We start from the raw sequence: 19,420 nt of genomic DNA, 5'->3' as shown, positions 1-19,420 counted from the left end.
GAGGTGAGATGATGAAACGTATTTTGGCAATTGTTGCAAGAGATTTTAAAAGCGGTACAAGGGACTGGCTAATTGTCTACTTAAGTATTGCCCCCCTTCTAATCGCGTTCATTTTAAGACTGTTCATTCCAAGTGCCGGTGACTCACTGCTCCACTTGGCCATGCTGGAAGACGATGCCCTGACGGAGACGATGACAACTTACGCCACCGTCGAAGTCTACGACGACTTAGAAGCCATTGAACAGCGCGTGATGAAAACCGACGACATCCTCGGTCTCGTCACAGGGCCGGACAGACACAAGATCATCCGTCAAGGTAATGAAATCGGCGATCTTCACACACTGCTTGAAACCCTTCTTAAAAACATTGAGAGCCGTGCTGTCGACGCGCCTATAGACGTTAGAGTCTCAGACGTCGGCTTTAAAATTTCACCGCTCCAACTGGAAGGCGGGACACTGCTGCTGATTATGACCACCGTTTTCGGGGGCATGCTCATCGTCCTCAATCTCGTCGATGAAAAGATGTACCAGACCCTTCAAGCACTTAATGTCGCCCCTGTGAGGCGCTATGAACTGATTTTAGGCAAGGGGTTCTTAGGCCTTCTCCTGCCGATTATAGGTGCACTCGGTGCCGTATGGATATTAGGTTTTAAAGACATCCACTTCGGTATGTTCCTCGTAACGTTGCTGAGCATTTCATTAATCAGCATGATTATCGGATTCCTCATTGGCGTTATGAACAACGAACCCATCGCCGCCATCGCCAGTATGAAGATGATCTTCGTTCCCGTTTTAGCCTCAGTTTTCGGCGCGATGTTTTTAAGTGACAAATGGCACCCCCTGTTGTATTGGTCGCCTTTCTATTGGGCCTACGACAGTTTGCACGCCATCTTTCTAAAACAGGCTACATGGCCTTTGATTCTCACCAATGCTCTCTGGGTGGTGCTCATTACAGCGGCGGTTTTCGTCGGGTTGAGAAAACGTATTAACAGAGGGTTTAACTAAGGAGGTCTCTTATGAACGGTTTGGCTTTACTCGGTATTCTACTGTTGGTTTACGGCGTTGTCGTCATTGGTTTTACGCTGAAAAAGCCCGAATCCATGTGGCAGATGAAAAAGATACAACTGTTTATCAAAGTGCTCGGAGAAAAGGGCACCGACATCTTTTTCTACATCTTTGGCGTCATTTGCGTCGCCGGCGGCATTATACTGCTCACTCAATAAACACAAAAAAATCTCAGGGCGCTATGCTCTGAGATTTTTTATGTGTTCTTTTGTTACTTTTTAACGCCACTTTAAAAGCGCTTCGTAGACGCGATCGTCCAAGTAAGCGCGGTACCGTTCGGGATTGCGCCGAATTTCAGTACCCGAAATTCGGTAGGTCTCCCGCTCGGCGTCGACGACGACATTTTCCGCCCCCAGCGCCTTGCTCATTCGCGCGCCGTAAGGTTCACTTGAAAAGAACTTGTCGATGCGTCTGTGGGCCACCAGCGATGCAATATAGCGCTCATGCTTTTGCTGAATGGCTTCTGTGTACCCTTTGTCTTTCGGGACATCGTCCGCTTCTATAACTTCGACCTCCGGGTAGAGATGACGTATCCAGTCCGCTCTGATACCGAGGGGAATGTCCGTAATTTCTTGGGCATCGTAGACGATAACCACCAAATGATCGACGGCCGCCAGCGCCTTTTCGATTAAATACTGATGGCCTTTGTGAAGCGGTGCAAATTTGCCCAGTGTCAGTCCCGTCATTGTGCACCCTCCTCTAAGAATATCGACGTGTAGTAATGCGTGTAGAGTGCCAAAAGCGCCTTTAAAAGCGGCGTATAACGCCCCTTTTCATCAGCTGATGACACGCGCTCTTCGAAAACCGCCTGAAGGGTACCGTAATACCACTGCTGCTGTGTTGCATCGGCATTAAAGCCCTTAAAACTGGCTTCCAAACTGCCTGAAGTTAAGTAAACGGCGTACACCTCGCTTAAATTGTGAATTTTATCTGCAAGGGGAACCAACAACGACCTAGCGGGCAACTGTTCCAGTTTTTCCACAGTCGCCATCTTTCTGACGCGCCACGACAACGTCTTATCATCTTCACTGGCGTCCTGAACCAACTTTAAAACAGCTGGTGAAAACGCCGCTTCAAGCGTCTCAGCCGTGACACAGGTGTCTTCCAGCACATCGTGCAAAAAAGCGGCCGCAACCACCTCGGGCTCTAGGGACATACGACGCTGTGCCGCCGTCTCAACGAGCAGTGTCCCCACCGAAAAAGGGTGCCCGATGTACGGGCGCACCACCCCTTTACGGCTCTGTTCACGATGCCATTCTGCTGCGCAGTAAAGCGCTTTTTGTACCATACTGTCGAGAATAACCATATTTCCCCCTAGACCTCGATTTCAAGCCAACGCTCGCCGAGTACGTGGATAAGTGCCGCCCCAATCGGCGCCGTCACCACAATGGAAAGCACCGCAATCGCCAATATCAGTTCGCCCTGAGGCATGTTAAGTGCGAGGGGCACCCCGCCAATGGCCGCTTGAACTGTCGCTTTCGGCAAATACGCCACCACGCAGAAAACCCGCTCCTTAAATGTGAAGCCGCTACCTGTGGTCGCAATAAATACGCCGATGCTTCGCGCCACCAGGCCGATGGCGATAATGGCGAGGCCGATGAGACCGGAATCCAGCACCACGTGAATGTTCACTTCCGCCCCGACGAGGACGAAGAGCAAGAGTTCTGCAAAGATCCAAATCTTGCCGAACTTATTGGACAAGCGCTTTCCTAGCGCGCTGTCTTTTTCCAAAATAATAAAACCAATGGCCATAACGCCAATGAGGCCGGCGATTTCAATTTGATTTTTCAAAAGCGCTTCAAGCCCTGTAATCAATGTCGCCACAGCTAACAAGTAAAGAGCCTTATGCGTGTCGCGCATGGGATAGCGTCGAAACAACCAAAGCAATAGAAACCCCGTAAAGACCCCGAGGCCGACGCCGAGAAGAATGGCCACGGGAATTTTGGCAATTTCGACGCCGATGTTAACATGCGAACCGCTGTAAAGACCCACAAACGCCGAGAACAAAGTAATGGCAAACACATCGTCTATAGACGCACTGGCCAATATAAGCGTCGGAATCCCTTTATGAGCCCCTCGGCCTTCTTGAGCATACTGAATCATCTTCGGAACGACCACCGCCGGCGATACGGCTGCGATAATAAATCCGAGGACACCGCCGACGACAAAAGGCCAATCCAGTAGCCAAACACAAGCCCCTGCAATGGCAAGCCCTTCAAAGACCCCAGGTAAAAAACTCATCAACAGTGCCGGACGGCCGACCTTGTGCAGAGCGGACCGGCTGACGCCCAGTCCCGCTCTGAGTAAAATGACAATCAGTGCGATTTTCCTAAAGTCAGAAGACACCACCAACAAGTGGTCGTCCATTATATTGAGGACATAAGGACCAATAAGAATCCCCGTGGCGAGCATACCGATAAGGCCCGGGAGCCTCATTTTTTTAAAAAGGGCACTCGACGCCAATCCCAAAATAATGACGATTCCCAGTGTTGTTACCATTTAACGCTCACCTATCTTTCGCGCATAAACGCTTCTATTTCATCCACCGTTCTCGGAATCCCTTCTGAGAGCACTTCATTCCCCGTAGCGGTAACGAGCACATCTTCTTCAATGCGAATACCGATGCCTTCTTTTTCAATATACAGCCCCGGCTCTACAGTCAGCACCATTCCCGGTTCAATTGCACCGGTTCTCGGACCGAGGTCGTGTACATCGAGACCGAGGTGATGGCTCACGCCGTGGTAGTAATAAAGACCGAGGTCTTTGTCTTCCGTCATGACGCCGAGCGCCTTGAGGCTTTCAGTGAGAGATGCCTGACAAATTTTGTTGAGGTCTTCTAAAAGCGTTCCCGGCTTTATGGCTTCAATAACGGCATCTTGAGCTTTTAATACGCTGTTGTACACCGCTTTTTGCCTTTCGGTAAAAATGCCGTCTACAGGGAAAGTTCTCGATATATCAGCTGCGTACTCTTGGTACTGCGCCCCTAAATCCAATAAGACGAGTTCACCAGATGAAACCGGTTTGTTGTTTTCTACATAGTGTAGAATAACCGCATCGGTACCTGATGCCGCAATGGTTGGAAAAGAGTTGCCATCGGCGCCGTTCATTCGAATGCTGTGTGCAAAAGTCGATTCCAACTGGTATTCGTATACGCCGGGCTTCAGCAGACAGAGAATTGCCTCGAGACCTTCCTTCGTCATGTGAACCGCTTTTTTAATCTGCTCGATTTCAAAAGGTTCTTTAATGGTTCTCAACGACGTCAGTATCGGATGAAGTGTTTTAATCGCCACAAATGGGTACCGCTCCATAAACTGCTTGCAATAACGCGCCGCCGTACTGTCCGCCTCTTTCGGGTTCAGCTTTTCAAGGTCGAGGTACAGGCGCTGAACTTTGTCTTGGTAAATCAAGCGGTTAATCCAGCCTTCAAATTCCTCGAGATAAGCTATCGCTTTGACGCCGGATTTTTCTTCCGCTGCCGCTTTGGTCGTCTTACGGCCAATCCACTTTTCGATGTCGTAATCCGGTTTTTCGATGAACAGCGTCGACTCTAAGCCGTTAGCCGTCTTAAGTACCGCTAAAATAAAGTGTTCTTCACAGCACCCGGACAGATAGTAAAAATTCTTGTTGGTTAAAAAAGCGTAATGCGCGTCTGCGGTACTCTTAGGGGCACTGCCGTTAAATAGAAGCGCCAAATCGCCCACTTCGAGGTACTGGTCTAACTTTTGTCTGTTGTTTTCAAAAAATGTCTTCACTGTTCATCCTCCATTGTTCGTATTTTATTCTAAAAACAGTTTACCACAACTTTACCCTTTGTACAGCATGCGATTGTACGTGTGTCTAAAACCCATTTTCTCATAAAGTTTTTTCGCGCCTTTATTGTCGAGGTCTACGTGAAGCGACAAGTTGCCGTCAGTGACCTCAATGGCTTTTTCTATAAGTGCCGTTCCGACGCCACGGCCTTTGGTCGACGCATGGGTTCCGATATAAGCCAAGTGATAGCTCGGTATGAAATTCTCGAATCCCGTGTTAACGACAATACAAACGCCTTCATAGCGGTCATCCCGCTTGGCAAGGAGAATAAAGCCGTCGCGGTTGGCGTGTTCAATAGCGTCTTCCGTCTCTGCGGTGGAATCGGCATACTGTGCCAGCCACTGCCGCGTGTAATCGATGAGCGCTTTTTTAGACACTTCATCAAAATCGGCGATGTCGTCAATCTGCACTTCTGTCTTGCCGTCGTTTAAGACGATGAGGTGTGCGTCACCACTCAGTTTCCCCGCTTTCGCCAACTGGTAAAAAGCGCCTAGCGCATACGATTGACTTTCGCTCAAGCGAATGCCCTCCGTTTGCTTCAAAAGTTTTACAGCTGCTTTTAAAGAGGCTTCTTCTACCATAACGGTGTTGTCCGAAATCGCGCACATGTTGTGTTTGCTTTTAATCCCGTTAATGACTTGAGGCCTTTCTTTAAAGCGTCCCTCTATCCACATTTTATACAGCGCCCGGGAAACGGTGCTTTCTGAAAGCGCCAAATTCTCCTGAACAAAGAAAGAGGCGAGCGGTTGTTCTACTTTTCTAAGACATTCCTCTGCCAGTTCCTCACTGACCACTTCCCGTATAAATGCCGTGTTGTATTCGGCGCGAATCAAATGCGCCTTGTCCGAGGTCAGGAGCGGAGAGAGACAGCTTTCTGCTTCTTTTAAGCTGTACGTTGAGTAATCTAAATAATTGGGAAACGACAGGTGCGCGCGTTTCCACTTTTCACTTTTAAAAACAGGAATGACAGGTGTCACACCGTGGTAATCGGCATAGTGTGTAACGATTTTAGTGAAGCGTTGCTTTCCCAGCACCACTACTTTCTCAGCGCCCAAATGCTTCGTTTCAATAATGGCCATTTCCGCCAACCGATCGATTAAATGACCTTTGGGATTTGTTCCTTCGAGTTTTAAATAGATTTTTCCAACACCAAGTGCTTTCTCAAACTGCTTGGCGCGAAGCAATGGGGTTTTTCCTGTTTTTCTCATAAACACATCCTTTCATCATAACAATAAGTGACCGTATGCCATTTTATTATACCAAGATGAAAAAGAAGCGTCAAACTGCGCATTATAAAGGTTTTGATAGTAAAAGTGTAAATGTTTTTGGTATGCCGGCGTCAAAGGTTTCCGAAGACTGGTTCGGATGTTCGTAAAGCCCCTTGACAACGAGGCCGGCCTCTACAGCCTGTGTCACGATTTCCCCGAGAGTCCACTTGCGCAAATAAACTGTTTCATGCGCCCCCTCGTCGAGGTATTTGTCAAATGCAACCGGCTGTGCCACCAGTGCCTCGCTGAAATAGTCGCCTGCCACTTTGTGCTTGCGCACTTTTGCCGTGCTGCCTCTCGATACGATAAGCTTTGTGCTCACCGGGTGAAAATCGCGCACAAGGGCAATGCCCCCCGGCACAAGGGCTTCTGTCATCACCTTAAAAAAGGGGACCAAGTCTGTAAAATAATGCAGGATGCCCATTTCCGCAACCACTGTATCGTAAGGTGTTGCACTGCGAAAAGTCAGCACGTCCTCACAGAGGTACTCTAGCCGGACATCTGCTGCCGCGGCCAATGCCAAAGCGTACCTTCTGTTCGCCTCTGAAAAATCCACCACCGTTACATCGGCTCCCAACAATGCGAAGCACACGGCTTTGTTCCCGTTGGAGCCCATGAGATTGAGCAGCCGCTTTCCCGCGACTTCGGGCAAATACGCCATTACCCCTTTTACGATTTTCTCCGGATCTGCACGCAGTTTCTCCGCGTAAGCTTCCGGTGTTCCAAATCGCGTTATCCATGCGGCATACGCCGCTTCATTCCATGCTGATTGATTTTGATTCATTGTACATCCTTTCACTTTATAAGCTCTTTAAATTCTATCATATTTTCATCAAATATACGCTTGTCGTGTTGACTTTCGCTTCAATTAAGGGTAAAATTTTTGAGTTGTGTGTCTTTTTGGTCACACCACTTGTACAGGACGCTATTAAATTTTAAATAGAAGGATATGTTTATGTCAAAATTGCTTAACCAAGAGGTTAAAAAAAGAAGAACCTTTGCCATCATCTCGCATCCCGATGCCGGTAAAACCACCCTCACCGAGAAATTTCTGCTCTACGGGGGCGCCATACGCGAAGCGGGATCTGTTAAATCCAGAAAATCTTCCAAACACGCGGTATCCGACTGGATGGAAATCGAGAAACAAAGGGGGATCTCGGTAACGTCGAGTGTGCTCCAATTCAACTACGACGATCACTGCATCAATATTCTCGACACCCCGGGTCACCAGGACTTCAGTGAAGACACTTACCGAACACTTATGGCCGCCGACAGTGCGGTCATGGTCGTCGACTCCGCCAAAGGGGTTGAGGCGCAAACTGAAAAACTGTTCAAAGTCTGTAAAATGCGCGGCATTCCGATTTTCACGTTTATTAACAAACTCGATCGACAGGGGCGTGACCCATTTGAACTCATGGAAGACATCGAAAATACGTTGGGCATCCGCTCTTACCCGATGAACTGGCCGGCGGGAAACGGCAAGAACTTCAAAGGGGTCTACAATCGAATGGCCAAGCAAATGGAGGTTTTCGACGGCGGCAACCACGGACAGGCTAAAGCCGGTCTCGTTCAAGGTGAGCTCTCCGATGACAAGTTCAGAACCCTCCTTGGAGAAAGCCTACACGATAAAATGATGGAAGATCTCGAACTCCTCGATTGCGCAGGCGACGATTACGACATCGATAAGATTCTCAGCGGCGAGCTCACGCCTGTTTTCTTCGGCAGTGCCTTGACCAATTTCGGCGTCGAGCCCTTCTTGAAGAAGTTTATCGAGCTGACGCCTCCGCCAACTGCTAGAAACAGCAACCTCGGCCTTATTGAGCCGACAACGGACAACTTTACAGGGTTTATTTTTAAAATTCAAGCCAATATGAACCCGACGCACCGCGACCGCATTGCGTTTCTGAGAATCTGTTCGGGAACATTTGAGAAGGGCATGCAGGTCAACCACGTACAAGAAGGCAAGAAAGTTAGACTTGCACAGCCACAGCAGTTTATGGCGCAAGACCGCGTCATTGTGGAAAAAGCCTACGCAGGCGACATCATCGGCATCCACGACCCCGGCATCTTTAAAATTGGCGACACACTCTGTGAAGACAGCTCAAAAGTCGTCTACGACGGCATTCCAGTGTTTGCACCGGAACATTTTGCCAAGGTCTTTACTAAGAACGCCATGAAGCGCAAGCAATTTCTCAAAGGCATCAACCAGCTCGCTGAAGAAGGTAGCATTCAGGTCTTTAGAAGACCGAATATCGGCGTGGAAGAACTGATTATCGGCGTCGTCGGCGCCCTCCAATTCGAAGTGCTCGAATACCGCCTCAAAAACGAATACGGCGTCGATGTCATTCGAGAGAACCTGCCGTTCCGACATGTGCGCTGGATTAACGCCGACGCCTTCGACCTCAAAAAGATTTCCATGACCATGGACACGATGATTGTTCAAGACGAAGATGAACACCCTGTGGCGCTCTTCCAAAACGACTGGTCGATTCGACAGTTTGAAGAACGAAACGATACACTGACTTTGAAAGAGATTTCTTTGCGCAGAGGACAATAACAAGACACAACTTACAGCCATTTCATAGGGAATCCTATGGAATGGTTGTTTTTTATCGTTTTTCTTTGTGTTATAATAAAGTGAAGTTCTCAAAGAACTTACGACTATTCTAAAGGAGGCACCCAATGGTAAAATTCGTTGCCAACTTTCTCTTTGTGCTTATAATCTTTGTACTTGCAACGGCTATACCCCTTAGTATGGACATTTTTTCTCTGGATTTATCGCCAGTTATTATAGACGAACCAACCGATGACGGAACGGCGCTCCCTGCGCATTACACGTTTACGGGGAACAACAGCCCCTATGGGTCTTTGAGTTTTACGGTCAAAAGTGACAAGGGCACTGTAGACAGTGGCTATCTCGAACCTTTACAAATACGCCTCACCGATGCCGCCGGCGCAGAGACAGTGGTCGATTTTCCGGAAACAGTGACAACCACTGCCACTGAAGAGGGCGGCCAATTGGTGACTGTCGACCTCGACACGTTCACAAACATTTTGGAGACGGGCTACTACACGGCGACATTGGTCACTTCTGAGAGCGCCTATGACATCGACGCTTCCAACCCGCCCATGGGTTATTTAGACGCTTTTAAAGAAACTTACAGCTACGCAATTGCCCCACCGGCACCTGCCGACGGAAAAGAACGCGTGCGCTTTTACTACCCGGACCCGACGTACAGCCATCTCGTGCCGATAACGCGCGATGTCGCCACAGGCGGCAACTACTGGCGCTATGTATACAACACACTGGTCAACGCCCCACCGACCTTTCTCGGCACTTACGAAGGCGAAACCGTTCTGCCGCCTTCACCGAACATCCGCCTCGGCGGCAAGACGGCTTATATCGACTGGTACTCAGCTGACCTCGTCGATATGACCGGTAAAATCCGATTGGCTCAGGAGGCCGTGGCTTACACTTTTCTGAGCAACGGTAGCCTAACTGGCGTTCAGTTCTTGCTGGACAACAGCACCTCGTCGTCTTACGACGGCATCGATTGGTCGGTTCCATACACCACGTTACCGAGCCCAGCAGTCTACCGAGTGACCACCGGACCCGACAGCAGCTTGTACCTATTACCACAAGCCGCAGAAGTGACTGCTACCGGTGAACCCGCGATTGAAGCCCTGTGGAAAACGCTCCTGACACCACCGGCAGACGCAACGGGCTTCATTGCAGTGGCCCCGCCGGACCTCGCGCTGAAGTCACAGACATTGCTTGAAGACGGCACCTTGTACCTCGACTTCAACAGCGCTTTTAACCGCTACTACACTACTGGAGGATCGCGGTACACGGCATTTGTCGATGCACTGATTCTCACCATGCGCTCTGTAGAAGGGGTGGACCGCATACGCGTAAAAGTCGACGGCGACCTTCCAGAAGATCCAGCACTTGCTGAAGTACGCGGCGACCTTCCGGCACTGAACTATACAGTTCCCGAAGCTTAGACTCAAATTGCCCGCATTCAAAAAACTGCCGACAAACGGCAGTTTTTTTATGCGCTACAGCGTGTGGTAAATATGTCCCGCCAAGGCGGCCAGCGCCGCTTTGTCCAGCACGTCGATGCACTTGCCCTCTCTAGAGAGCACCCCTTCGGCCTCCAGTGCCTGAAAGGCTCTATGCACTTGCCGGTATGTCGTCCCGATAAACTCCGAGACGTCTTGAAGCGAATGACTCAGTACAATTTTAGACCGGGTATCCACATAGGCCATTAGATAGCTGGCGAGACGGTTCTTTACAGGGTAGAGCAAGTTGTACGAATGGTGCCGTTCACTGGTGATGAGTTTGTCCGAAAGCGACCGCACCACATACCGAAGAAAGGGGGCATAATCAGTGGCACAAGTGCGCATAAGCGCCATGGGCACCCTAGCGAGAACAGTGGGCTTAACCGTTACCACAGAGCAAGTACAGGCAACATCGGTCATCAGCTCCACCTCCCCCAGTGAATTAAAATAGTCGTAGAACTGAATGAGAAGGGCGCGACCGTTCTCGTGAATCTGATAAAGTTTCAACTTGCCTTCAAGGAAAAAGTAAAAGTACTCCAGTGGTGCACCGGCTTCAAAAAGATGCTCTTCTCGGTCGTATTGCACCAACTCGATTGCCTCTAGGATGGCCGGCGGCAACATCGCATCCAGTGCGTACTTTTCCCTGTACACTTTTTGCCAACTAACATCGTCGATTATTTTCATTTTTTCCTCCAAACATGACATATGTCATATTTTTATATGGGTATCCATTCTATAATCAGTATACAAGATCAAATTCGAAAGGAGCTTACATGGCAAGCATTCTCGCCTATATTACCGGTGTTCTCATCAGCACCATGATTTACTTTAACAGCGCTTTGGGGCAGCAAACCTCCCCAATTCTAAGCAATATTTTGTTTCACAGCTTCGGCCTCACGGCCTTCGCCATTGTCTGTTGGATTCGGCGGAAAAAAGAAGCGCCGCTCACCTTCAAATGGAAATATCTAATCCCCGGTGCCCTCGGCTCCCTCACAGTAATGATGAACAACTGGATTGTCTTTGAAGTCGGCGTCTCCCTTATGGTCGCCCTTGGGCTCCTCGGTCAAATGATCGCCTCGGTGTGTATCGACGGCTTTGGCCTATTGGGACGCAAGCGCATTAAAATCAACGGCAATCAATGGTTCGGCATCGGCATTATCTGCGTCGGCCTCATCGTCATGGTCTTATAGGAGGTTGACACATGATTTATATACTCGCTATTATCACGGGCTTTTTCGTCAACGTGACGCCTATTATGAACGGCGTCAGTACAAAGGCCATCGGCACCTACCGCACGTCGCTCTTTCACTTTTTCTCAGCGGTCGTCACAGGTGTCCTCGCCTTCTTGCTCCTGTCGCCTATGAGCGATTTGGGCAAAATATCTTCCATATCACCGGTTTACTTAACCGGCGGCTTTATCGGGCTCTTCGTCGTTTCACTGATGAACTACTACGCGCCTAAACTCGAAGCCCTCTATGTCGCAGTACTGCCCTTTCTCGGTCAAATGACCATGGGACTGGTGCTCGACTATTTTGCTTTTGAATCTTTTGATATTCAAAAGGTGTTCGGCATGTTGATTATCCTGGTGGGCATCGTCGTCGCCAAATTGCCGAGCAAACAACCTGCGCCTAACCTTACTGGAGACTCTTGTTAGCCTCCGGCAAAGAACCCCCCTCGCGTGCTTATTCGCCAAGCGCACAAGGGGGGCTTTTTTAATTTTACTTACAGGACTCTTGATTTACCGGCGTAGACAATGCCTTTTGTGGAATCCAACGTCACATCTGACCCCTGCTTCAACAGCGTTGTCGCGTTGTTTGCGCCCACCACACACGGTTTTTTAAGGTTCAGTGCCACAATGGCGCCATGAGACGTATAGCCGCCCTCTTCGACAATTAGACCCGCCGCGCGCTCAATAAACGGCACGAGATCTTTGTCTGTTGAGGTTGCCACAATGATGTCGTCGTCTTCAAAGATGCCAGAGAGCTCTTCTGCCGAGCTACCGATGCACACTTTTCCCGTCACCAAGTTCTTCACCAGTCCCGTTCCTTTAATCAGGACTTCGCCGACGAGGTGGACTTTCATAATATTCGTCGCACCGGATACACCTACGGGAACGCCCGCGGTAATCACAGCGAGATCGCCGTCGGTGATAAAGCCGTTTTCTTTGGCCTTTTGAACCGACTCTTCAAAGATGGCGTCGGTAGAGGTCGCTTCGCCGATGACAAACGGGAAAACGCCCCAGACCAATGCCAATTTTCGGCACGCTCTGTTGCTGACGGTACAAGCGACAACAGGGGCTTTCGGTCTGAGCATAGAAACGCGTTTTGCCGTGAACCCTGAAGACGTCGCTGTGATAATAGCAGAGGCCTCAAGGTCGAGTGCTGTACTCGCCGTCGCTCTTGAAACAGAGTTGGTCACCCCGTAGTCGTCTGAAAGCTCAATGCGTTTTTGTAGGAGCTCATCGTAATTCAACGCCTTTTCTGCAGCGTGTGCAATGCGCGCCATGGTGCCCACCGCCTCAATTGGGTACTTGCCCGCAGCGGTTTCACCAGACAGCATCACCGCATCAGTACCGTCGAAGATGGCATTTGCCACATCTGTCGCCTCGGCACGTGTCGGTCTAGGGTTGCGGATCATTGAATCCAACATCTGTGTCGCCGTAATGACCGGCTTGCCTTCTTTGTTGCACAGTTCGATCATTTTCTTTTGGGCAATCGGTACGAGTTCCGTTGGAATCTCGACGCCGAGGTCGCCTCTGGCCACCATGAGGCCGTCAGAAACTTCCAGTATCGTTTCGAGGTTGTCCATACCCTCTTGGTTTTCAATTTTGGAGATGATGTGGATGCTGTCCGCGTGGTTTTCTTCTAAGACGCGTCTGATTTCCAATACGTCTTCTGCTTTTCGAATGAAAGAAGCCGCGATGAAATCGATGTCATTTTCAATGCCGAAGATGATATCGCTCACGTCTTTTTCCGTAATTGCCGGCAATTTAATGCTGACACCCGGTACATTGACCCCTTTGTTGTTTTTAACATCGCCGCCGTTTAAAACTTTTGTACGAATAGTCGTCTCTGTTGTCTCGAGGACTTCGAGCTCAATCAGACCGTCGTCAATGAGGATTTTGTCGCCGATTTTGACATCGCCGGGCAATCCCGAATAAGTGATGTGGCTTTTGTTTTGATTGCCGAGACACGGTTCCGTAGTCAAAAGAAACTCTTGTCCTTCTACTAGTGTGTATACCGCTTCTTCAAACTTACCCGTACGGATTTCAGGTCCTTTTGTGTCCAAAAGAATCGCAACGGGCATCTTCAGCTCTTCTCGAACTTCTTTAATCATATTGATACGCGCCAAATGCTCTTCGTGACTGCCGTGGGAGAAATTGAGTCTGGCAACGTTTAAGCCTTTGTGAACAAGGGCTTTGAAAACATCTTTGTTTTCACTTGCCGGACCGATGGTACAAACTATCTTCGTTTTTCTTAACATATAATCCTCCTATTTATTCTAAACATCCTGCGATGTCTATATAGCCAAAATACTTGCCAATTCATATATATCGTGGTCGTAATCCTTTTTCATCGCCAGTGCTTCTTCGAGCGAAATATCGATCATATCGCTGCCGTTAATGCCCACAGCCCTGCCGTATTGCCCATTGGCCAACAGGTCGACGGCATGTGCGCCCATTCGCGAGCCCAATATGCGGTCGCTTGGCGTCGGCGTACCGCCGCGCTGTAAGTAGCCGATAACACTGACTTTGACGTCTGACCCCGTCTTCGAGGTGATGCTGTCAGCCAACTCGTACGGTTTCCCCACGCCTTCTGCCAGCAGAATAATACTGTGGAGTTTGCCCCTTTTTTTGCCGCGCATAATCGTTTGACACAAACCGTCTATATCAAACGGGATTTCGGGGATAATCACCGCTTCTGCACCGCCTGCCAGGCCGGCGTAGAGGGCGATGTCCCCGCAGTCTCTCCCCATAACCTCTATGACGTTAACTGTGCCGTGGGAAGATGAAGTGTCTCGAATATTGCCAATGGCGTTGACCACCGTGTTGAGCGCAGTGTCAAACCCCAATGTGTAGTCGGTATACGCGAGGTCGTTGTCGATGGTGCCCGGTATGCCGATGGTGGGAAAACCGGCGTCGTAAAGCTTCTTGGCGCCATTGAACGACCCGTCGCCACCGATGACGACGAGACCCTCTATCTTAAAGACCTTTAGCATTTCCAAAGCGCGATTGAAGCCGACCTCTGTCTTAAAGTCAAGACAACGCGCCGTTCTGAGCATGGTGCCCCCTCTATGGATAATGTCGCCGACTGAAGCAATGCTCAAGGTTTCAATGTCACCGTTTATAAGCCCACGGTAACCTTGGTAAATGCCCGCCACATCGAGTCCTTTGTAAATGGCGGTTCTCACCACAGCGCGAATGGCTGCGTTCATGCCAGGGGCATCGCCGCCACTGGTTAATACACCGATTTTTTTCACAGATATCACTCCTTTTTACGCTTTGTCGTCAGTTTCACATTCTCTTTGCCGAGCATCTCACGCAAGTCGGCCATCGCCTTTGCATCGAGTACAACTTTCTGCTTCATCTTTAGTTTCTCTTGCGTTTGAGCCAAAAACAAAACGACTTTTGCCCCTTTGCTCTCAGAAGTCGTCAGGGTTTTCATAAACGCCATAAACTTTTGAGCGGCCGCCGCCTCTTTGTGCGGTACGCGTACATAAAGTATCTTTTCTTCCGCGCCCACTTCCGGCAACGGTCTTATGCGATCCGCTATAATTTTGGGGGCTTCGTCTTCTTTAATTTGCAGATGCCCTGCAATTAAAAGTTTGGCCTCTTTTTCAATTAAACGTCTGTGCGCCGTAAACGTCTTGGGAAAGACAATGACTTCCACTTGATCATACAAATCCTCCAAAGTGAAAAATGCCATTTGCTGACCTGCTCGTGTGATTTTTTCCGTGAGTACAGCCACCATGCCGCCGACGGTGACCCGTTGACCGTCTTTTACGAGCGGTCCCTCTTCATTGGCGGCCATTTCGTTGAGTTCAGAAAGATTGACTGTAACAAACGAAGCCAAAACGTCTTTGTGCGCATCTAAAGGATGCCCTGTCAAATAAATACCCAACATTTCTTTTTCAAACTGCAAAAGCGTTTCGGGACGCAATTCTTCTATACGGGGCATATCATTACCCATCTGTTGTGCAGTAAAGCCGACAGAATCCATGGTAAAAATTGAAAACTGCCCCTGTGCACCTTTTCGACTGCGTGTATGCAGCCCGTCAACAGTCCGTTCGTAGACGGTGAGCATTTGCGATCTGTAGTGACCGAGACCGTCAAAAGCACCGGCTTTAATTAAACTCTCTATCGCTTTTTTATTGAGTTCTGAAGTCTCAATGCGTTCGCAATAATCGAAGAAACTTTCAAATGGCTTGTCGTTACGCGCTTTTTCCGTCGCTTTCACAATGCCTCTGCCCACGTTCTTTATGGCGTAAAGACCGTAGCGAATGGCATTGCCCTCTACGGTAAAATACGCTTTAGAGGCGTTGACGCTCGGAGGCAACATGTCGATACCGTGCTCCTTAGCGTCTTGAATATAAACCGCCAGCTTCGAATGGTTCCCCATAACGCTGGTCATCAGTGCCGCGAGGTAGGCCACGGGGTAATGGTGCTTTAAATAAGCCGTTTGATACGCGATTATGGCGTACCCTGCCGCATGGGATTTGTTAAACGCGTATTTGGCGAAATCAATCATCTCGTCGAAAATGGCATCTGCAACAGCGGGTTCGATACCGTTTCGCACACAACCGGGCACTAAGACGCCACCGTCGTCATCGGTTTTCCCGTGGATAAACCATTGACGCTCTTTCTGCATAACGTCCATTTTTTTCTTACTCATGGCACGTCGCACCATATCGCTCTGGCCATAGCTGTAACCGGCGAGTTCGCGTACAATGCGCATCACCTGCTCCTGATAGACCAGACAGCCGTAAGTGACGTCCAGTATCGGCCTGAGCTTTTCCGTACGGTAAATAACTTTTTCCGGATGCCGCTTATTTTCAATGTACTTCGGAATCGATTCCATCGGTCCCGGTCTGTAAAGTGAGATACCGGCTATGATGTCCTCGAACACATTGGGTTTAAGTTCTTTTAAAAACCGTCTAAATCCTGTGGATTCAAGCTGAAAGAGACCCAAGGTGTCCCCTTTGCTGAGCATTTGATAAACGCCGGCATCCTCTTGCGGTATATCGTGTAAATCGATGACAACGCCATGTGTCTCTTTAATTAATTTTAATGTATTTTTTAAAACTGTCAATGTCCTCAGACCTAAAAAGTCCATTTTTAAGAGGCCGAGTTCTTCAAGCAGCGTCATATTGTACTGTGTGGACACGCCGTTGTCCTGAAGGTAAAGCGGCACGATTTCATCGACGGGGACCTTGGAGATGAGCACCCCGGCCGCATGTGTAGACGCATGCCGCGGCACCCCTTCCAGTTTACGCGCCGCATCGACAACTTGCCGCGCCTCAGGAGACGTCTCAATGAGATTGACCAACTTGGGGTTTTCCCTCAGGGCGCGTTCTATGGTCATCCCCAGCGCCATGGGGATTTCTTTGGCGATGGCGTCGACGTCGTTATAGGGGATATCCATCACCCTGCCGACATCTCGAATGGCCGCTCTGGCAGCCATTGTACCGAAGGTAATAATCTGTGCCACTCTCGACTGACCGTATTTGTCGATGACGTAATCGATGACCTCTGAGCGCCGGTCGTCTTCAAAGTCGATGTCGATATCCGGTAAAGTAATGCGCTCGGGGTTGAGAAAGCGCTCGAAGATGAGGTCGTACCGCATGGGGTCGACTTCAGTAATATCGAGGACATACGCCACGATACTGCCTCCACAACTCCCGCGCCCGGGACCGACAAAGATGCCCTTTTCTTTTGCATATCGGATAAAATCCCAAACGATTAAAAAGTAATCGTTGTACCCCATTTCTTCTATAACACTTAACTCGTACATCAGCCGTTCCACATGTGAAGGCGTCACGGTATATTTTTGGTGGAGCCCCTCTAAGCAAAGTGCTTTTAGAGCCTCCCCAGGCGAGGCTTCTCCCTCATAGATGGGGAGGTGTGTCGTCTCAAAATCGAAGTCAAAAGTACATTGTGCCGCAATCTTCGCCGTGTTTTCCAGGGCGTCCGGCCGCTTTGAAAACAGGCTGAACATCTCTTCCGGCGTTTTTAAGTAAAAGGCTTCTGTTGGAAACTTCATGCGCTCCCTATCCGAAAGAATCTTCCCTGTTTGAATACACAGTAAAATATCGTGAATCGGCGCGTCTTCTTTGTTGAGGTAGTGAACGTCATTGGTGGCTACCAACTGGATGTTCAGCGCTTCCGATAACATGATAAGCTGTCGATTGACCTGCTTTTGCTCTGGGATGCCGTGGTCCTGAAGCTCCAAATAAAAGTCTTCTCCAAAGAGGTTCTTCAAGCGAAGGGCTTCTGTTTTCGCCCCTTCAAAGTCGTTGTTCAGCAAGGCGCGCTGTACGTCGCCACCGAGACAAGCGCTTAGGGCAATGAGCCCCTCACTGTGCTTTTCGAGCAAGGCGTGGTCAATTCTCGGCTTGTAATAAAAACCTTCTGTGTAGCCGCTGGAAACCAGCTTAACCAGATTCTTATAGCCGACTTCGTCTTTGACCAGTAGAACGAGATGCCCTGCGTGTTTGTCAAACTGCGGGTCCTTGTCAAACCGCGAGCGCTTGGCGACATACACTTCGCACCCGATAATCGGTTTGACGCCGGCGCGCTTTGCCGCCTTATAAAAATCCACGGCGCCGAACATAACGCCGTGGTCTGTAATTGCTACTGCGTCCATACCGGATGCTTTGACTTTATCAAACAACCTGTCAATGCGCGTAAACCCATCTAACAAGCTGTACTCTGTATGCAGATGTAAGTGAACAAACGGCGGTAGATTATTGTGCGTTGCCATTGTTAAACACCACTTCCTCCCACAAGTCTATCATTATTTTTCGATTTGCCGCCGGAATTTCTGACAACCGTTGGCCAATGAGTGTTTCAACTTTAGGCGTCGTCGATTTGGTCTTGACACCCTTCACCGCATCAAAGGCCGATGTATCTGAAGCCAAAGGGCTCACAACCGGTAATGTGCCAAGGGTTTTCGGATTAAAGCGACTCGCTTGCATTTCACCTGACAGTAGGGCATTTAGCACCACCATGGCGCCGGACTTGTTCGGCGCATTGTGTGCCACGGCCATGTAGCGTCCATAGCCAAATGTACCATCGTCAAAAATAAAGCTGTAAGCACCTTCCGGATACTCGTAATCCGAGAGTTTTTCTGTCGCGTGGTTGTAGTTGAGCGACATTGAGAACAGAACATCGCCTTCAAAGAACAGCTTGTCCAGTGCCGTGGCGCTGACGGGGTACGTTTCACCGGCGTCGTAAAGATGCGGCTCTATGTCCCTAAGGGTCTCCAGTGCCGGCCCAAAGGTCGTTTTCAAATCGGCTTTGGTCTGCGGCACAGTCATATAATCTTCAAGGTGAACATCGGAGAGCAGGTAACTCAATACAAAAGCTTCGCCGACTTTTGACTTTCTAGGGTCGGGATAAGTGAACGTCCCCTTGTAGGATTTAATGAGGTCAAATAGCATCGGCCAAGTCGTCGGCGCATCGTAAAACACGTCTCGGTCGTAGATCATCACCAACTGGTCAAAGGCGTACGGCAAAGCGTAGGCGTTGGTGCGTATGCCGTCGACGTAATTAAACGCAAGGCTTCCGGCGTCTACCGTATCCAGCACCAACGGCATATCGTTGACAAAAGGCCCGTACCAGAGTTCAGAATCAACCCCCTTCTTAAAGCCGCCTTCCGGCAGCGCGACGAGGTCGATAGTTCCCGTCAGAGTTTCACTGACTTTCTCTTGTTTAAGCTGCTCATAAATACGTGGAAACTCGAGGGTTTCAACAGTTAATGTCACATCGTACTGCGTCTTGAGATACGGTTTGAACGCCTCTTCATACCACTCGCGCTCCTGCTCAGTTAACGTCGGTGCGTACAAAGTGACAGCGCTCCCCTTGGCGCTCTCTTCTATAAGCGACCACTGCTTGAGTGCGGGATCGTTTTTACCTGCGAGATTTTCTAGAGTTGCGCATCCTGTGAGTGCCAAAACGGTTGTCAGACACAGGAGCCATGCAATTGTTTTTTTCTTCAT

Annotated in this window: 17 protein-coding genes; 6 read left to right on the top strand and 11 right to left on the bottom strand. The window is 49.4% G+C overall.

Annotated features, from left to right (window positions below):
- Positions 1–8 precede the first annotated feature (8 nt).
- Together ACR6HW_RS15515 and ACR6HW_RS15510 are read left to right on the top strand one after the other, a co-directional pair.
- On the top strand, positions 9–1,004 hold the full coding sequence (locus ACR6HW_RS15515) for an ABC transporter permease (protein ID WP_455728617.1): 996 nt from the start codon (positions 9–11) through the stop codon (positions 1,002–1,004).
- Between the two features lie 11 nt (positions 1,005–1,015).
- A complete protein-coding gene (locus ACR6HW_RS15510) occupies positions 1,016–1,222 on the top strand; it encodes a hypothetical protein (protein WP_455728616.1) in 207 nt (68 codons plus the stop codon).
- Positions 1,223–1,282: 60 nt separating this feature from the next.
- Here the strand turns inward: ACR6HW_RS15510 and ACR6HW_RS15505 are convergent, their stop codons facing one another.
- The 6 genes from ACR6HW_RS15505 to ACR6HW_RS15480 all read right to left on the bottom strand — a co-directional run bounded on the left by ACR6HW_RS15505 (position 1,283) and on the right by ACR6HW_RS15480 (position 6,926).
- Positions 1,283–1,750, bottom strand: a complete 468-nt coding sequence (locus tag ACR6HW_RS15505; RefSeq protein WP_455728615.1) for an adenylyltransferase/cytidyltransferase family protein — start codon at positions 1,748–1,750, stop codon at positions 1,283–1,285.
- A complete protein-coding gene (locus ACR6HW_RS15500) occupies positions 1,747–2,370 on the bottom strand; it encodes an HD domain-containing protein (protein ID WP_455728614.1) in 624 nt (207 codons plus the stop codon). Before ACR6HW_RS15500 ends, ACR6HW_RS15505 begins: the two co-directional genes overlap by 4 nt.
- Positions 2,371–2,378: 8 nt before the next feature.
- Positions 2,379–3,563: a cation:proton antiporter gene (locus ACR6HW_RS15495; RefSeq protein WP_455728613.1), complete on the bottom strand. Its 1,185-nt coding sequence runs from the start codon at positions 3,561–3,563 to the stop codon at positions 2,379–2,381.
- A gap of 11 nt (positions 3,564–3,574) precedes the next feature.
- Positions 3,575–4,816, bottom strand: coding sequence for an aminopeptidase P family protein (locus ACR6HW_RS15490; protein ID WP_455728612.1), 1,242 nt, complete (start codon positions 4,814–4,816; stop codon positions 3,575–3,577).
- Positions 4,817–4,867: 51 nt separating this feature from the next.
- Positions 4,868–6,082, bottom strand: a complete 1,215-nt coding sequence (locus ACR6HW_RS15485; protein WP_455728611.1) for a GNAT family N-acetyltransferase — start codon at positions 6,080–6,082, stop codon at positions 4,868–4,870.
- Positions 6,083–6,164: 82 nt separating this feature from the next.
- Complete coding sequence (locus tag ACR6HW_RS15480) at positions 6,165–6,926, bottom strand: class I SAM-dependent methyltransferase (protein ID WP_455728610.1); 762 nt, start codon at positions 6,924–6,926, stop codon at positions 6,165–6,167.
- Positions 6,927–7,097: 171 nt separating this feature from the next.
- Here ACR6HW_RS15480 and ACR6HW_RS15475 point away from each other — a divergent pair, with 171 nt between their 5' ends.
- The gene (locus ACR6HW_RS15475) at positions 7,098–8,699 is read left to right on the top strand and encodes a peptide chain release factor 3 (RefSeq protein WP_455728609.1); all 1,602 of its coding nucleotides are present in this window, start codon (positions 7,098–7,100) and stop codon (positions 8,697–8,699) included.
- Between the two features lie 125 nt (positions 8,700–8,824).
- Positions 8,825–10,147 carry a GerMN domain-containing protein gene (locus ACR6HW_RS15470; RefSeq protein WP_455728608.1) on the top strand — a complete coding sequence of 441 codons (1,323 nt, stop codon included), beginning with the start codon at positions 8,825–8,827 and terminating at the stop codon, positions 10,145–10,147.
- 54 nt (positions 10,148–10,201) lie between these two features.
- Here ACR6HW_RS15470 and ACR6HW_RS15465 read toward each other — a convergent pair whose 3' ends face one another.
- A complete protein-coding gene (locus tag ACR6HW_RS15465; RefSeq protein ID WP_455728607.1) occupies positions 10,202–10,888 on the bottom strand; it encodes a Crp/Fnr family transcriptional regulator in 687 nt (228 codons plus the stop codon).
- A gap of 89 nt (positions 10,889–10,977) precedes the next feature.
- Here ACR6HW_RS15465 and ACR6HW_RS15460 point away from each other — a divergent pair, with 89 nt between their 5' ends.
- A complete protein-coding gene (locus tag ACR6HW_RS15460) occupies positions 10,978–11,394 on the top strand; it encodes a DMT family transporter (protein ID WP_455728606.1) in 417 nt (138 codons plus the stop codon).
- An 11-nt stretch (positions 11,395–11,405) separates the two neighbouring features.
- Positions 11,406–11,858, top strand: a complete 453-nt coding sequence (locus ACR6HW_RS15455) for a DMT family transporter (protein WP_455728605.1) — start codon at positions 11,406–11,408, stop codon at positions 11,856–11,858.
- A gap of 68 nt (positions 11,859–11,926) precedes the next feature.
- Here the strand turns inward: ACR6HW_RS15455 and pyk are convergent, their stop codons facing one another.
- Genes pyk through ACR6HW_RS15435 form a run of 4 tightly spaced genes read right to left on the bottom strand, consistent with a single transcriptional unit; the run spans position 11,927 to position 19,420 of the window.
- Positions 11,927–13,687 carry a pyruvate kinase gene (gene pyk / locus ACR6HW_RS15450; RefSeq protein ID WP_455728604.1) on the bottom strand — a complete coding sequence of 587 codons (1,761 nt, stop codon included), beginning with the start codon at positions 13,685–13,687 and terminating at the stop codon, positions 11,927–11,929.
- 36 nt (positions 13,688–13,723) lie between these two features.
- Positions 13,724–14,683, bottom strand: coding sequence for a 6-phosphofructokinase (gene pfkA / locus ACR6HW_RS15445; protein WP_455728603.1), 960 nt, complete (start codon positions 14,681–14,683; stop codon positions 13,724–13,726).
- A 5-nt stretch (positions 14,684–14,688) separates the two neighbouring features.
- Positions 14,689–18,183 (bottom strand): DNA polymerase III subunit alpha, encoded by a 3,495-nt coding sequence (locus tag ACR6HW_RS15440; protein ID WP_455728602.1) that lies wholly within the window; start codon positions 18,181–18,183, stop codon positions 14,689–14,691.
- Positions 18,167–19,420 (bottom strand): ABC transporter substrate-binding protein, encoded by a 1,254-nt coding sequence (locus ACR6HW_RS15435; protein WP_455728601.1) that lies wholly within the window; start codon positions 19,418–19,420, stop codon positions 18,167–18,169. Before ACR6HW_RS15435 ends, ACR6HW_RS15440 begins: the two co-directional genes overlap by 17 nt.

Source organism: Fusibacter sp. JL298sf-3 (genome assembly GCF_053842995.1).
This window is presented reverse-complemented; position numbering and strand designations above follow the sequence as displayed.